14 protein-coding genes are annotated in these 14,964 nt (G+C 71.4%); 9 read left to right on the forward strand and 5 right to left on the reverse strand.

What is annotated here, in order from left to right:
• Positions 1-227: 227 nt before the first annotated feature.
• Positions 228-674, reverse strand: coding sequence for an Lrp/AsnC family transcriptional regulator (locus tag EBH09_RS02000; RefSeq protein WP_121745305.1), 447 nt, complete (start codon positions 672-674; stop codon positions 228-230).
• Between the two features lie 76 nt (positions 675-750).
• Here EBH09_RS02000 and EBH09_RS02005 point away from each other — a divergent pair, with 76 nt between their 5' ends.
• From EBH09_RS02005 to EBH09_RS02020, 3 genes are all read left to right on the forward strand, one after another.
• A complete protein-coding gene (locus EBH09_RS02005) occupies positions 751-1,659 on the forward strand; it encodes an SMP-30/gluconolactonase/LRE family protein (protein WP_121745306.1) in 909 nt (302 codons plus the stop codon).
• A 252-nt stretch (positions 1,660-1,911) separates the two neighbouring features.
• Positions 1,912-2,727, forward strand: a complete 816-nt coding sequence (locus tag EBH09_RS02015) for an SAM-dependent methyltransferase (RefSeq protein ID WP_121745307.1) — start codon at positions 1,912-1,914, stop codon at positions 2,725-2,727.
• Positions 2,728-2,816: 89 nt separating this feature from the next.
• The gene (locus EBH09_RS02020) at positions 2,817-3,650 is read left to right on the forward strand and encodes an alpha/beta hydrolase (RefSeq protein ID WP_121745308.1); all 834 of its coding nucleotides are present in this window, start codon (positions 2,817-2,819) and stop codon (positions 3,648-3,650) included.
• Positions 3,651-3,742: 92 nt separating this feature from the next.
• On the opposite strand, the gene EBH09_RS02025 is transcribed toward EBH09_RS02020, so the two are convergent.
• Both EBH09_RS02025 and EBH09_RS02030 read right to left on the reverse strand, forming a co-directional pair.
• A complete protein-coding gene (locus EBH09_RS02025; protein ID WP_028964611.1) occupies positions 3,743-3,946 on the reverse strand; it encodes a cold-shock protein in 204 nt (67 codons plus the stop codon).
• A 230-nt stretch (positions 3,947-4,176) separates the two neighbouring features.
• On the reverse strand, positions 4,177-4,494 hold the full coding sequence (locus EBH09_RS02030; RefSeq protein ID WP_153182584.1) for a hypothetical protein: 318 nt from the start codon (positions 4,492-4,494) through the stop codon (positions 4,177-4,179).
• Positions 4,495-4,771: 277 nt separating this feature from the next.
• Between EBH09_RS02030 and EBH09_RS02035 the strand changes: the two genes are divergently transcribed.
• Entirely contained in the window at positions 4,772-5,536 is a 765-nt protein-coding gene (locus EBH09_RS02035) for a L,D-transpeptidase family protein (protein ID WP_121745310.1), read from the forward strand.
• 725 nt (positions 5,537-6,261) lie between these two features.
• Positions 6,262-7,347 (forward strand): GNAT family N-acetyltransferase, encoded by a 1,086-nt coding sequence (locus EBH09_RS02040; protein ID WP_121745311.1) that lies wholly within the window; start codon positions 6,262-6,264, stop codon positions 7,345-7,347.
• Positions 7,348-7,429: 82 nt separating this feature from the next.
• On the opposite strand, the gene EBH09_RS02045 is transcribed toward EBH09_RS02040, so the two are convergent.
• Positions 7,430-8,854 (reverse strand): Gfo/Idh/MocA family oxidoreductase, encoded by a 1,425-nt coding sequence (locus EBH09_RS02045; RefSeq protein WP_121745312.1) that lies wholly within the window; start codon positions 8,852-8,854, stop codon positions 7,430-7,432.
• A 215-nt stretch (positions 8,855-9,069) separates the two neighbouring features.
• The gene (locus EBH09_RS02050) at positions 9,070-9,915 is read right to left on the reverse strand and encodes a GntR family transcriptional regulator (protein ID WP_121745313.1); all 846 of its coding nucleotides are present in this window, start codon (positions 9,913-9,915) and stop codon (positions 9,070-9,072) included.
• Positions 9,916-10,140: 225 nt separating this feature from the next.
• On the opposite strand from EBH09_RS02050, the gene EBH09_RS02055 reads away from it, so the two are divergent.
• The 4 genes from EBH09_RS02055 (at position 10,141) to EBH09_RS02070 (ending at position 14,917) form a co-directional block, all read left to right on the forward strand.
• Complete coding sequence (locus tag EBH09_RS02055) at positions 10,141-11,406, forward strand: extracellular solute-binding protein (RefSeq protein ID WP_121745314.1); 1,266 nt, start codon at positions 10,141-10,143, stop codon at positions 11,404-11,406.
• Positions 11,407-11,445: 39 nt separating this feature from the next.
• A complete protein-coding gene (locus tag EBH09_RS02060) occupies positions 11,446-12,426 on the forward strand; it encodes a sugar ABC transporter permease (RefSeq protein WP_193776070.1) in 981 nt (326 codons plus the stop codon).
• A complete protein-coding gene (locus EBH09_RS02065; protein WP_121745315.1) occupies positions 12,423-13,274 on the forward strand; it encodes a carbohydrate ABC transporter permease in 852 nt (283 codons plus the stop codon). The genes EBH09_RS02060 and EBH09_RS02065 overlap by 4 nt, the downstream gene beginning before the upstream one ends.
• Positions 13,275-13,339: 65 nt before the next feature.
• On the forward strand, positions 13,340-14,917 hold the full coding sequence (locus EBH09_RS02070) for a beta-N-acetylhexosaminidase (RefSeq protein ID WP_121745316.1): 1,578 nt from the start codon (positions 13,340-13,342) through the stop codon (positions 14,915-14,917).
• The last annotated feature ends 47 nt before the right edge of the window (positions 14,918-14,964 follow it).

A 14,964-nucleotide genomic window follows, 5' to 3' on the forward strand; every position in this document is an offset into this window, starting at 1 on the left:
GGGCGGGCCCGTCCGTGTACTGCGGCTCGTCCGCACCGCGGACGGGGGTGAAGACGACGTCCTTCGCCACACCGTCCGCGGCCGTGGTGCCGAAATCCGCTTGGACGACATCGAGGCACTTCGGTTCCCGCGCCCGCGGACGTGAGGCGGCGGACCGTCCTTGTCCGGCCGGCTCGGGGCGCTTTCCGCGTCGTCGGCGCGGCCCCGTGGACGGCGCGCACGGCTCTCTAACCGGCGTCCAACGGCCGTTCGAAGAACGTCTCCAGGACCACCGTCGCCTGGGTCCCGCTGACCCCGTCGATCGCGTAGAGACGGCGCAGCACGTCCTGGAGCCGTTCGGTGGTGGCCGTGCGCACCTTGACCAGGACGGCCGCGCTGCCGGCGATGACGTGCGCCTCCTGGATCTCCGGCACGGCGGCGAAGTCCTCCGCCCGGTCCCCCATCCACGCCGTGGAGTCGACCAGCACGAAGGCCAGGACGCCGCGGTCGAGCGCCTCGGGGTCGACGTCGACCGTGGTGGCCCTGATGACGCCCTGTTCGCGCAGTTTGCGGACGCGCTCATGGGCGGCGCCCGCCGACAGGCCGACCTCCTTGCCCAGAGCGGCGTACGGCCGGGTGGCGTTCCGCTGGAGCAGCGCGATCAGCCGACGGTCAATCTCATCTACCGACTTCATGTATGAACAGTATCTGATTCGGTTATCTGCGTGTTACGTTGAATGCAATCCTGATCATTCTCGTTGAGAGGAAGCCATGTCCACCGACGGCCCGTACGAGATCCTGGACGACCGCTTCCGCACCGGACGCTGCGCGAACGGTGACAACAGGCTGGAGGTCCTGCACGAGGGCTGCCGCTGGGCCGAGGGCCCGCTGTACCTCCCCGCCTGGCGCCAGCTGGTCTGGAGCGACATCCCCAACGACCGCATCCTGCGCTGGGACGAGGCCACCGGCACGGTCGGCGTCTTCCGGACTCCGGCCGGCCACAGCAACGGGAACACCCTCGACCGGCAGGGCCGCCTGGTCACCTGCGAACAGGGCAACCGCCGAGTCACCCGCACCGAACCCGACGGGACCGTGACCGTCCTCGCCGACCGCTACGACGGCAAGCGGCTCAACAGTCCGAACGACTCCGTCGTACGCTCCGACGGCACGGTCTGGTTCTCCGACCCGGACTTCGGCATCACCAGCGACTACGAGGGCCACCGCGCCGAGTCCGAGATCGGCGCGTGCAACGTGTACCGGATCGACCCGGTGTCGGGGGGCGTGCTGCTCGCCGCCGACGGATTCGATGGGCCCAACGGCGTCATCCTGTCCCCGGACGAGAAGCGGCTGTTCGTCTCCGACTCCCGGGCCTCCCGGATCCACGTGTTCGACATCCGCGAGGACGGCACGCTGTCCGACGGGAAGGTCTTCGCCGAGGGCCGCGGGGACGTGCGCTTCGACAACATCCGCTTCGACGACGAGGGCCGCCTGTGGGCCGCCGCGCTGGACGACGGCGTCCACTGCTACGACCCCGACGGCACCCTCATCGGCCGGCTGCGCGTGCCCGAGCCCGTCTCCAACATCGCCTTCGGCGGTGCCAAGAACAACCGCCTGTTCATCACCGCCACCACGTCCCTGTACTCACTGGTGATGTCGGTGACGGGCGCGCCGCGCCTCTAGAAGGCCCGCCGCGCTTCCACTGACGGGACGGTCGTCGCGGGTGAGCCTGTGGGTGCCCACCGTGTGATCGGCCCGCACGAAGAGCAGGGACGAGCCCCGGGGGACGACGGTTTTCCGACCGTCCCCCTGGCACAACCGCCGGCGTACCGCGCCCCGATTTCCGCCGGGCTCCGAACCGGAGTACAGGAGAAGGCCGTTGCGACGTAGGTTGTGGTCAAGCACCCACGCCTCGCTGAAAGACGGACCGTACCCATGAGCGACCCTGTGACGACACCCGGCCACGCAGCGCACCAGAAGATCGACACCTCGGTGCCGCACTCGGCCCGGATCTGGAACTACTGGCTGGGCGGAAAGGACAACTACCCGGTCGACGAGGAGGCCGGCGACGCGTACACCGCCGTCTTCCCCGGCATCGTCACCATCGCCCGCAGCAGCCGCGCCTTCCTGCGCCGCAACATCACGTACCTGGTCGCCGAGGCGGGTGTCCGGCAGTTCCTCGACATCGGGACCGGTCTGCCGACCGCCGACAACACCCATGAGGTCGCCCAGCGCATCGCCCCCGAGGCCCGGATCGTCTACGTCGACAACGACCCGATGGTGCTCGCTCACGCCCGCGCGCTGCTCTACTCCACCCCCGAGGGGGCGACCGCCTACATCGACTCCGACGTGCTCGACCCCGACAGCGTTCTGCGGGACGCCGCCAGGACGCTGGACTTCGAGCGACCCATCGCCCTCATCCTCAGCAACATCCTGGGGCACGTGGCGGACTACGACCGGGCGCGTTCCATCGTCACCCGGCTGATGGAAGCGCTTCCGTCCGGCAGCTACCTGTCCGTCAACGACGGCTCGCGGGGCATCGACCCGGAATTCGACCGGGCCCAGGACGCCTACAACGAGAGCGGCGCCGCCCCCTACATCCTGCGCACCGTCGATCAGATCACGGCGTTCTTCGACGGCCTGGAGCTCGTGGAGCCCGGGGTCGTCCCGGTCACCCGCTGGCGTCCGGAAGCCGGCTCCGCCACCCCGGAGCTCATCGGCGAACACGGCGGCCTCGCCCGCAAGCCGTGACACCCGTCCGCGTTCGCCCCTGAAGGATCAGGCCCGGTGCGCCGCTGCGCACCGGCGCTCGACCGACGCTACCGAGAGGAGCGGCACCCATGGCCGAATGGCCGTTGCCCGAGACGTTCCCCAGCGGTTCCGGAGCCGTCCGCTGGAACCGGCTGGGCGGAGCGGACCGGCCACCGCTTGTCCTGCTGCACGGCACGCCGTTCTCGTCGTACGTCTGGCGTGCGGTGGCCCGTTCGCTGGCGCGCGACCATCAGGTGTTCGTCTGGGACATGCCCGGCTACGGAATGTCGGAGAAGTCCGCGGGCCAGGACGTGTCCCTCGCCGCCCAGGGCCGGGTCTTCACCGAACTCCTGGGCCACTGGGGCCTCGAGGACCCGCTCGTCGTCGCCCACGACTTCGGCGGCGCCGTCGCTCTGCGGGCCCACCTGCTGCACGGCGTCGGCTACCGGGCCCTCGCCCTGGTCGATCCGGTCGCGCTGGCACCCTGGGGATCGCCGTTCTTCCGGCTGGTCCGCGACCACGCGGAGGTCTTCGAGGAGCTGCCGCCGGCGCTCCATCGGGCTCTCGTCCGTGAGTACGTCGGTTCCACCGGCGGCCCGGGGCTGCATCCCACGGTGCTGGACCAGCTCGTCGAGCCCTGGCTCGGCGAGTCGGGGCAGTCTGCCTTCTACCGGCAGATCGCCCAGGCGGACCAGCGCTACACCGACGAGATCCAGGACCGTTACCCCGGGATCGACGTCCCGACGCTGATCTGCTGGGGCGAGGACGACGCGTGGATTCCCGTGGCGAAGGGACGCGAACTCGCCGCTGCCGTCCCCGGCGCCCGATGGGAGCCGATCGCCCACGCGGGTCATCTCGTCCAGGAGGACGCGCCCGCCGAGCTGACGGCCGCGCTGCTCGCCTTCCTGCGGCACCCTCACTGAGGACAGCGGCGCGAGGGGCCTCGCGACAGACACGGGCACGGTGCCGGGAACGGTCGTTCCCGGCACCGTGCCCGTGCTCGGCGCTCTCCCGGTCAGGCGGGGGTGATGTTCTCCGCCTGCGGGCCCTTCTGGCCCTGGGTGATGTCGAAGGTGACGGCCTGGCCTTCCTGCAGCTCGCGGTAGCCGGAGGCGTTGATGTTGGAGTAGTGCGCGAAGACGTCGGGACCGCCGCCGTCCTGCGCGATGAAGCCGAAGCCCTTTTCAGAGTTGAACCACTTGACGGTTCCGCTGGCCATGCCTTTGCCTTTCAGCCGATATCGGATCCGCACCGTGCGAACCCGGAGGTGGTCGTCCTGGTCCTCCGGCATTGCACAGCAAACCGCCCGCACTCCGGCGCGGGCGGTCTGGGCGAACCACGACATCTGCTGCTGACGCTACACGGCATGTCCGAGCCCCACCAGTGAGTAAGGGGGGTGAGCGGCAACGATGTTGCGAACCGGGGCCGTGACGGCGCGCCGGAGCGGCGTCACATCCCGGTCATCAGCCGCGCATGGTGCAGGAGTCGCTCCTCGACCTGCTCGGCGGTGGCTGCGCCGGAGAGGACGTCGATGCCGCAGCCGCCCTCCAGCGCCACCAGGCCGCGGGCGGGCGACGAGGTCGCAGGGGCGCCGGCCGCCTCGCTGCGGAAGGTGACGGGGAGCACCCCGTACAGGAGGCGGCTGGTCGTCCCGGCCTCGCCCGGGAAGGGGATGCCGGAGGCGACGCGGGCCGCGAGCCGGGGCCCAGGGGGTGGGAGCGGCCTCCACGGCTTCGGCGCCGCCGCCGACGTGTATCTCCTGACCAAGCTGGACCACACGGCCGTCCTGCTCGGCAGCGCGTGGCTCGTCCTCGGCAGCGCGCACCTGGGCGTGCGCTCACCCGCGGGTTCCGGCGGGAGCCTCCCGAGCGGCACCTGGAGGCCAGAGAGCAGGCATCCTCGGCGGCCGCCGCGCAGTGATCCGTGGGAACGGCCGCGTCGTCACTTCCCTGCGCCAAACGGGGGAGACGGCGAGGCGGCCGCACAACCCGGTTCCGTGAGTGGTCTAGCAATGAGTAGTCCACACACGGAGTCGGAGATCGATATGACCGTCAGGAAAGCGCTGGCCCTGGTGATCGGCGCTGTCATGTGCACCGGCGTGCTGGGGACCGGTTGCGCACAGCAGCAGTCGGGCGCCTCCTCCCCGGACGCGCAGACGCCCGGCAGATCCGCGTCCCAGCCGGCGTCCCCGCTGCCCGCTCCCCCACGCTCCTTTCCGCGCCCTCTTCCCGGGCTCGGACCGGCGACGCGGGCCCGGATCCCCGACGCCTCCCGGCAGGCGCTGGTGGTCACGGGCGGCACGGAGAGTTCGTACGAGGCGCAGACGGTGCTCTACGAGCAGTACCCCGCACAGGGCTGGCGCGCCGTGGCCGGTCCGTGGCCCGCCCACAACGGTCTGCGCGGCTGGACCGACGACCACGAGGCGGGCGACCTGCACACACCCATCGGCGTCTTCCGGCTCAGTGACGCCGGGGGCCGGCTGCCCGACCCGGGGACCCGGCTCCCGTACGACCAGGACCCGGAGTTCGCCGTGTCGGGCACCGGGCATTTCGGCGAGCCGCTGGAGGGTTCCTTCGACTACGTGATCGCCATCGACTACAACCGGGTGCCCGGCACCACCCCGCTGGACAAGACGCGCCCGCTGGGCGAGGACGAGGGCGGCGGCGTCTGGATCCACGTGGACCACGACGGGCCGACCAACGCCTGCGTGTCCCTGAGCGAGGAGCACATGCGCGCGTTGCTCAAGACCCTGGACCCGGACAAGGAGCCGGTCGTCGTCATGGGCCCGGAGTCGGTCCTGGCGCGGTAGCGCGAACCCGGCGGGCGTCCACCCGCCGTAGACGTCCGGTGCGAGGCGGCAACGGAACACTGCCTCCCCCGAGCCCGCCAGGCGTACCGGTTCGTGTCACGCGGCCTTGACTGAGCGGTTCGCGCTCGGCCTACTGGAGACACGACTGGGCGAATTCGGGGGACTGGTCCAGTGTCGGCCCGTATGTCAGCCCCCGGCCGGGACGGCAGGTCAGGAGTGCGACAGTGCGGCGTCGATGGGCAGCGGCGGCAGTTCTGCCGGCATGGGCACTGCTGCATCTCGTCGCCCCTCGGCCACCGGGTCCCGCGATGCCGGGACCGGACCGGGACACCGCGGGGATGTCGGCGGCGGCGACGGCGACGGTGACGGCCGAGGAGGCCGGGGCGCCGGGCCCGTGCGAGGAGAACCCCGTACTCCGCCATGTCGCCGTCCGGTCGCCGAGGACCGCGGAAGCCGTCGGTGCCGACGACCGCGCCGCCGCCTGCGCCCCGGCGCCGGCCTGCGCCCCGTGGCCGGGCGGCACGGGCCTCCGCCCGACGGGACCGGCGGGCGGGCCGCAAGCGGGCTGGGGTGCCCGAGGCGCACCCGAGTCGCAGACGTTTCACTGCTGAGCAACGGCAGTGCCGACAAGGCCTGCGCCGCGCGGCCTGAGTACTGCCCGCCGAAACGCGGTGTCCAGCAGGCCTTCGTGTGTCCGGAGTTCCGATCACGCAGGAGGCAGGCGAATGTCCGATAAGCGCATAGACGTGGTCGGGCCGGAAGAGCTCGGCGCGGACGACCGGAAGATCTGGCGGGAGCTCAGGGCCGCCTCCGGAGCCCCGGCGAATCCGTTCCTGGACCCGGCGTTCACCGCGGCGGTCGGACTGGTCAGGCCGCGGGCCGCGGTCGCGGTGCTGCGGGAGGACGGGGCACCGGTCGGGTATTTTCCGCACGAGCGGGGCTTCGCCGGTCGCGGGCGGGCCATCGGACTCGGAGTCTCGGACAGTCAGGGCGCCGTCCTGCGCGACGGCATCCGTCTCGACGCCCGCGCGCTGCTGCGGGCCTGTGCCCTCTCGTCCTGGGAGTTCGACAACCTCGAGGCCGGACAGGACCTGTTCCTGCCCCACGCGACCGAGGAGCTGGCTTCCCCCGTCGTCGACCTCGGCGCCGGGTTCGAGCGGTACGCGGAGAGCCTGCGCCGGAACTCGCCGGGCTTCCTCAAGCAGACCCTCGTCAAGGAGCGGAAACTCGCCCGTCAGGTCGGCGAGGTGCGCTTCGTGTACGACGACCCGGACCCCGGGGCGTTACGGGCGCTCATGCGGTGGAAGTCCGCCCAGTACCGGCGGACGGGCCGACGGGACCGGTTCGCGCAGGCGTGGATCACCCGGCTGGTGGAACTGCTCGCCCGGAGCGGCGATCCCGAGTGCCGAGGGGTGCTGTCCGTGCTCTACGCCGCCGGCCGGCCCGTGGCCGCACACTTCGGGCTGCGTTCGCCCACGGTCCTGTCCTGGTGGTTCCCGGCGTACGACCGCGCCTACGGCAAGTACTCCCCCGGGCTCCTGCTGTTGTCGCGGATGCTGGAGGCGGCTGCCGCCGACGGGATCGAACTGGTCGACCTGGGCAGCGGGCCGGCCCGCTACAAGGAGTCGTTCAAGACCCGTGACCTGACAGTGCACGCCGGCGCCGTGGTACGCCCGGGGCCGGGCGGTGCCCCCTACCGGCTGGGCCGGGAGCCGGTGCGGGCCGCCCGCCGGTTCGTGCACGACCGGCCGGTGCTGGCCCGCACCGCGTCCCGGGCGCTGGAGGGGCTGGGGCGGCTGCGGGAGCGTTGACACCGCGTCGGCCCGTGCCCGCCGGGACGTGCCGTCACGGCTGCTCAGGGCCGTGGCGGGACCCGTGCCGTCGGTCTCCCGCTCAGCCGACGGGCGGCATGTCGGTGGGCGTCGAGTCGAGTCCGGGCCTGCGCTCACGCCAGGCCCCCCGGGTGAAGTCGGGGATCTCGACGGGGCGGCCGCCCCTGGCCAGCGACGTGACACTCAGGGGGACGGGCGCGCACCAAGCGGCGGAGTCGTAGACGTCGATGTCCGGCACCAGCCCCGCCCGCATCAGCTGGACGGTGCGCCACTGCAGGACGTAGTCCATGCCGCCGTGGCCGCCGTTGTTGGCGGCGTCGTCGCCGACCTTCTGCCACAGCCAGTGGTCGTACTCCTTGCGGTAGCCCTCGAAGTCGCGCCAGGAGTGGCCGCTGTGGTCCGGCTCGACGTAGATCCGGGCACCGGTCGGGGAGGGCCCCGCGTAGTCCTCGACGATGCCGCGGCTGCCGGCGAGGGTGTTGATCCGGCTGTACGGCCGGGGCGAACTCACGTCGTGCTCCGCCCGGATCGTCCTGCCCTTCTCGGTTTCGATCATGCAGGTGACCAGGTCACCGTTGATGTAGGTCTCCTTCCAGGAGGGGTGGTCCCTCGGCACGAAGCGCGCACGGTAGTCGGCCAGTCCCTTGGGGGCGGTCGCGGTGGCGCGCAGTGTGGCCATGCGGTCGCCGCGGTTGATGTCCATGGCCGCCGCGATCGGGGCCAGCCCGTGCATGGGGTAGAAGGAGGCGGTGCTGCGGGTGTGCCACAGCCGCCGCCAGGAGTCGGTGTAGTAGGTGTCGGAGAAGAGGAGTTCGCGCAGGTCGTGCAGGTAGCCGCCGTGGCCGTTGGTGATGTCCCCGAACAGGCCGTCGTGCGCTCCCTTGAGCATGGCCAGTTCGTTGCGGCCGTAGCTGCAGTTCTCGGACAGGAGCAGATGCCTGCGGGTGCGCTCGGAGGTGTCGACGAGGTCCCACAGCTGACGCAGTTCGGTCGCGATGGGGAGCTCGACCAGGGCGTGCTTGCCGCTGAGCAACGCCGCCCTGCCGTGTTCGTAGTGGAACTCCCACGGTGTGGCGATGTACACCAGGTCGATGTCGTCCCGCCGGAGCATCCGGGCGTAGGAGTCGGCGGAGCCGCCGTACTCGGCGGGGCGTGGCTTGCCCTTGCTCTCCAGGCGGTCCGCGGCGCGCTTCGCACGGTCGGCGCGGATGTCGCAGACGGCGGTCACGGTACAGCCGGGGACGGCCGCCCAGCCGGTGATCATGCCGCCGCCCCGGTTGCCGAGGCCGATGACGCCGACGCGGACGGTTCCAAGGGCGTCGAAGGGCACCCCGATCATCGACTTCTGGCCGGGCCCGCGACGGGGCGCCGGTGCGGCCGCCGCCGACGCGGACGGGGCCACCCCGGTCATCCCGGCCGCGACCGCACCGGTGGCGACGGCCGAGCCCAGAAGCAGTCGGCGTGAGACAGCGGGCGTTTCGGACATGACGGCAACACTCCTCGTGGGCGGTCGGCATCACGGGCGGGGCACGGTCGGGCGTTGTCGGGCACGGCGAATCGCGGTGGAGCTCGGTCGGGCCCGGTCGGGCGCGGTCGGGCTGCGGAGCGCTTTCGGGGCACGACTCTGCGGGCTCAGCCGTTGCATGTCAATACGTGCTCGATACATAGCCGTTCCGAGCATCTCCGCGCACCGAAAGGGCGTCACATTCCGTCCTGCACCACTCCGCGCGTCGAGAGCGTGACGGGGTCTCCGTTCGTGAAGTCACCTGGCGGGATGCCCGGGTGATGCCCCTCGCGCGAAGGCGGCGCCTGGTCCCGCGGGCCCAGGGTGAGCCGGGAGACGATGCGGTAGCGGTCGCCGCGGTAGAGGGAGTGCACGTACTCGACCGGACGGCCGCGCGTGTCGGTGGTCAGGCGCTCGAAGAGCAGCGCCGGGGACAATTCCGGTACGTCGAGCAGATCGGCCTCCGCGCGGGTCACCACGGTGGGTTCGATCGACTGCACGGCCTCGCTGACCCGGACGGCGTGCCGCTCGTTCAGGTGCTCGTACAGGTCGCCCTGCTCCAGTTCGTCACTGGTCAGGTCCGAGACGAGGCCGGCCGGGACGTGCAGGTACTCGATGGCCATGGGTGAGCCGTCGACCAGCCGCAACCGGGCCACGTAGTGGATCTGCGCCGCCGGCGACATGCGCAGCTTGCGGCCCACCCGGGCACCGGCGGGCAGGGTACGCACCTCCAGCAGTCTACTGGTCCAGGCCCCCGCGGCCGGCGGCAGGCTGAAGGCCCGCCGGTCGGAAACCAGTTCCTGGGTGATCTTCTCGGCGGCGACGAACATGCCCCGGCCGTGCTCGCGCACCAACAGCCCGGCGACCACCAGCTCATCGACCGCGGCGCGCAACGTCGGCCGGGACACCCCGAGTTCGGCGCACAGGGTGCGCTCGGAGGGAATCGCGTCTCCCGGGCGCCGTTCCTCGACGAGTTCCAGGATCGCGTCGCGGACACGCTCACGCTTGAGCACCGCACCGGAGGCGGCGGCGTCGATCTCCATGCAGTACTCCCGTAACTGGTCTGCTGGTCAGCAGAGTTTACCTGTCCACATCGGTCGCGAACCAGCCACACAACGCGACGCCCGGCCGAAATACCCCTCATACGCGAGGGGTTGACGGCCTCATTGGTCCATGCCACCTTCGACCAACGCCGACTGGTAAGCCGCGCATCCCTTACTGGTCAAGTGCGGGTGCTTCGTCCCTACCAGCTCTCCCAGAGGTGAACCGTGAAGTACCGCCCGCTCGCCCTGTTCTCCACGCTGGTGCTCAGCGCCGGGCTCGCCGCCTGCTCCTCGTCCGGCGACGCGTCGGACGGCGCCGGCGGCAGAACCGCCCTCGACGTGTGGCTCATGCGCGACAGCGTCTCGGCCGACTTCCAGAAGCAGTTCGAGACCGGCTTCGAGAAGTCCCACCCCGACATCGACCTGAAGATCCAGATACAGGAGTGGGAGGGCATCGGTGAGAAGGTCACGGCGGCTCTGGCCAGCAACGACGCCCCGGACGTCATCGAGGTCGGCAACACCCAGGTCGCCCAGTACGCGCAGAGCGGCGGCCTCACCGACCTCTCGGACCGGGTGGCCGAACTCGGCGGGAGCGACTGGCTCAAGGGTCTCGCCGAGCCCGGGGCGTACGACGGCAAGCAGTACGGCATCCCGTACTACGCCGCCAACCGGGTCGTGATCCACCGCACCGACCTGTTCGAGAAGGCCGGTGTGGGCGCCGCCGGGATCAAGACCCGGGACCAGTGGATCGCCGCCACCGGCAAGCTCGACAAGGGCGGCACGCAGGGCATCTACCTGCCCGGACAGAACTGGTACGTCCTGTCCGGCTTCGTCTGGGACGAGGGCGGCGACCTCGCCGTCGAGTCCGGCGGCGAGTGGAAGGGTGGTCTCGACAGCCCCGAGGCGCTGCGGGCCATGGACTTCTACCGGCGCCTCCAGGCCCTCGGCAAGGGCCCCAGGGACTCCGACGAGGCCCAGCCGCCGCAGGCGGAGGTCATGGCGAAGGGGCAGGTCGCCCAGATCATCGCCGTTCCCGGCGGCGCCAAGGTCATCGAGGAGAAGAACCCCGAACTCAAGGGGAAGCTGGGCTTCTTCCCGATCCCCGGCAAGACCGCCGGCCAGCCGGGCGCCGTCTTCACCGGCGGCTCCGACCTGGTCGTCCCGGCCGTCGCCGCGCACCAGGAGGAGGCCTTCACCTTCATCCGGGAACTGACCGGAGACGCCTGGCAGAAGAAGCTCGCGGTCGCGATGAGCTACGTACCGAACAAGACCACCCTCGCGGGAGCCGTCTCCGCCGACCCCGGCACCGCCGCCATGGCGGCCGGCGCCGTGAACGGACACGCCACGCCCAACACCCCGCAGTGGGCGGCGGTCGAGGCGAAGAACCCGATCAAGGAATACATGACGGCCGTACTCACCGGCCGCGACGCCGGGTCCGAGGCCGCCAAGGCGTCCCGGACGATCACCGACACGCTCAACAGCGACTCCTGACAGCAGCCGCCCCCGACACCCCGAGGACCAGGAGGCGCCGTGTCGACCGTCCGTGAGCGGAGTGGGCCGCGCAAGGTCAGCCGCCCGCCGCGCGCCGCCCCCGGACGCCCGGGCGGGCGTGACGGGGCCCGCCCGGGCTCCCTCTGGCCGTACCTGCTGATCGCGCCCGCCGTGCTGGGCATGCTCTACCTGCTGGTCTATCCCCTGGCCCGCGCCGTACTCATCTCCTTCCAGGACTTCCGGCTGCGCCAACTGATACTCGGCGACGCCGACTTCGTCGGACTGCGCAACTACCGCACCCTGCTGGGCGACCCCCAGTTCTGGGAGGTGGTGCGCCGGACCTTCGTGTTCATGGCCGTCAACGTGGCCGCGATCATGGTGCTGTCCACGCTGGTCGCGCTGATGGCCGAGCGGCTCGGCAGGGCGGCCAGGACCGTGGTCCTCAGTTCCCTGGTGCTGGTGTGGGCCGTACCCGTGGTGGCGGCCACCACCGTCTTCCAGTGGCTGTTCCACTCCGAGTTCGGCATCGTCAACGAGACCCTGACCGGTCTCGGCCTCTCCTCGTACGAGGGTTACACCTGGTTCGCGCACGGCGGTACCGCGTTCGCCATCGTCGTGGTCCTGATCGTCTGGCAGTCCGTGCCGTTCGCCGCGATCACGCTCTACTCGGCCCTGGTCACGGTGCCGGCCGAACTGTACGAGTCGGCGCGGATGGACGGCGCGGGCGGCGCGCGCGTCTTGCGCTCGGTGACGTTCCCGCTGATCCGGCCGATCTTCATGCTGGTCCTGTCCCTCGAAGTGATCTGGACTTTCAAGGCGTTCGTGCAGATCTGGGTGATGACCTGCGGCGGGCCGGGTGAGGCCACCACCATCCTGCCGGTGTACGCCGTGCAGACCGCGCTCGCCGGACAGCGCTACGACCTGGGCTCCGCCGCCTCGATGCTCACGGTCCTGCTGATGAGCGGCGTCCTTGTCCTGTACTTCCGTCAACTGTTCCGTCAGGAGGGTGAGCAGCTGTGAGCACCTCGCGCCCCTCGGCCCGTCGCGCGCTGCGCCGCCTCCCGCTCCACGCCGCCGCCGCGCTCACCGTGGTGATCTGCCTGTTCCCCGTGTACTGGATGGTCACGACCGCCTTCAAACCGTCCACGGACATCCAGTCGTACGACCCCCGGCTGATCCCCCGCGCCTGGACGTTCGACCACTTCCGGCGGGCGGTCGGCGCCGACGGCTTCGCCCTGTTCTGGCGCAACAGCATCCTGGTCACCCTCAGCGCCGTACTGCTGGCCCTGGTCGTCGCGCTCGGTGCCGCGTACGCCGTGGCGCGGCTGCGCTGGCGCGGGCGCAGGCAGTTCGTGCTCGCGGTGTTCATCGCGCAGATGGCGCCCTGGGAGTCACTGATCATCCCGATCTACATCATCTCCCGCGACACCGGCATGCTCGACCGGCTCCCGACACTCACGCTGATCTACTTCATGATCACGCTGCCGTTCACGGTGATCGTGCTGCGCGGCTTCATCGCCGGCATCCCGCCCGAACTGGAGGAGGCCGCACAGGTCGACGGCTGCACCCGGGCCGGTGCCTTCCGCAAGGTCGCCTTCCCGCTGCTGGCACCCGGACTCATGGCCACCTCGCTGTTCGGCTTCATCACCGCGTGGAACGAGTTCACCTACGCCAACTTCCTCATCATCAAGCAGCAGGACAGCCGCACGCTGCCGGTGTGGCTCTCCTCGTTCCAGTCGACCTTCGGCACCGACTGGGGGGCCACGATGGCCGCCTCCACCCTGTTCGCCCTGCCCGCGCTGGCCATCTTCCTCGCTCTGCAACGCCATGTGGCGGCCGGGCTGGCCTCGGGCGGCGTCAAGGGCTGACCGCGTACGCCGTCCCCCGTCCGCCTCCCCGCCCGTCGTGCACCGCCGACCACCGGAGCCGTCCCGTGGAACTGCCACGCCCCGAACTGGCCCTCGTGCCCCGTCCCCGCCGCGTCTCCACCCGCTCCGGCCGTTTCCGGCTCGACGCCACGACCCGGCTGCGGGTCACCCCGGGAGCCGAGGCGGCCGCGAACCTGCTGCGCACCCTCCTCGCGCCGGCCACCGGACTACGACTGGAGGCCGCCGCCGACGGTGCCTTCGTCCTCGCGCTCGACCCCGCCCTCACCGGCCTCGGTGACGAGGGCTACGGCCTGACCGTGAGCCCCAAGGGAGCCCTGCTGCGCGCCGCCCACCCGGCCGGGCTCCTGCGCGGAGTGCAGACGGTGCGGCAACTCCTGCCCTACGACGCCCTGTCCGAGCGGCCGGTGCGCGGCGTCGCCTGGGACCTGCCCGCCGTGGAGATCACCGACGTACCCCGCCACGCCTGGCGCGGCTCCATGCTCGACGTGGCCCGGCACTTCCAGCCGGTGCCCTACCTGCGGCGCTACGTCGACCTGATGGCGCTGCACAAGCTGAACGTCTTCCACCTGCATCTCACCGACGACCAGGGCTGGCGGATGCCGGTGGCCGCCTACCCCAGGCTCACCGAGGTCGGTGGCCGGCGGACCGAGTCGATGGCCGGCCCCGCCGGCAGCGACCGCTTCGACGGAGTACCGCACGGCGGCTCGTACACCCGGGCCGAACTGCGGGAGCTGGTCGCCTACGCGGCCGAGCGCGGGGTGACCGTACTCCCGGAGACCGGCGTACCGGGACATGTCCGCGCCGCCCTGGCCGCCCACCCCGAGCTGGGCACCGACCCCGCGCGCCGCCTGGACGTGTGGACGCACTGGGGCGTGTGCGAGAACGTCCTCGGCACCGACGACCACGTCCTGGACTTCTTCCGCACGGTCCTGGACGAGGTGATGGACGTCTTCCCCTCGCCGTACGTCCACATCGGCGGCGACGAGTGCCCCACCACCGAGTGGGAGCGGAGTCCGGCGGCGCGGGCCCGCGCCGCCCGTGAAGGACTTCCGGGCCCCCGCGCGCTGCACCCCTGGTTCATCGCCCGCATGGCCGGGCACCTCATGCGGGCGGGCCGCCGGCCGGTCGTCTGGGCCGAGAACGACGTCCCCCTCCCCCTGGAGTGCACGGTGATGAGCTGGCGCGACCCCGGACACGCCCGCGCGGCGGCGGAGCGCGGGCACGAGGTCGTCCACGCCGAACACCGCACCACCTACTTCGACTACGCGCGCGGTCACGGCGCCGGGGAACCCCCCGGCCAGCCCGGCATCGTCGTCGACCTGCGCACGGTGTACGACGTGGATCTCGCGCCGCCGACGCCGGATCCGCGGGTCGCCTCCCGGGTGCTGGGCGCCCAGGGGCAGTTGTGGACCGAGTTCGTCCAGACGCCCGAGCACATCGAGTACCTCACCTATCCCCGGCTGTGCGCGCTCGCCGAGCGGGTCTGGGACGGCACGTCGGGCTGGCGGGACTTCACCGCCCGGCTGACCGGGCACCGGGCCCGTCTGGACGCGCTGGACGTCCCGCACGCCGACCCGCCGCCCACCGTGTCCGTACCGCCGCGGGTGGGCGGCGTCCGCTGAGCGCCGGTGCCGGCCGGTTCACCCTCGTGCCCCCACGCCACGTGTCA

The organism is Streptomyces sp. E2N166 (assembly GCF_003671715.1).
GTDB lineage: Bacteria > Actinomycetota > Actinomycetes > Streptomycetales > Streptomycetaceae > Streptomyces > Streptomyces thinghirensis.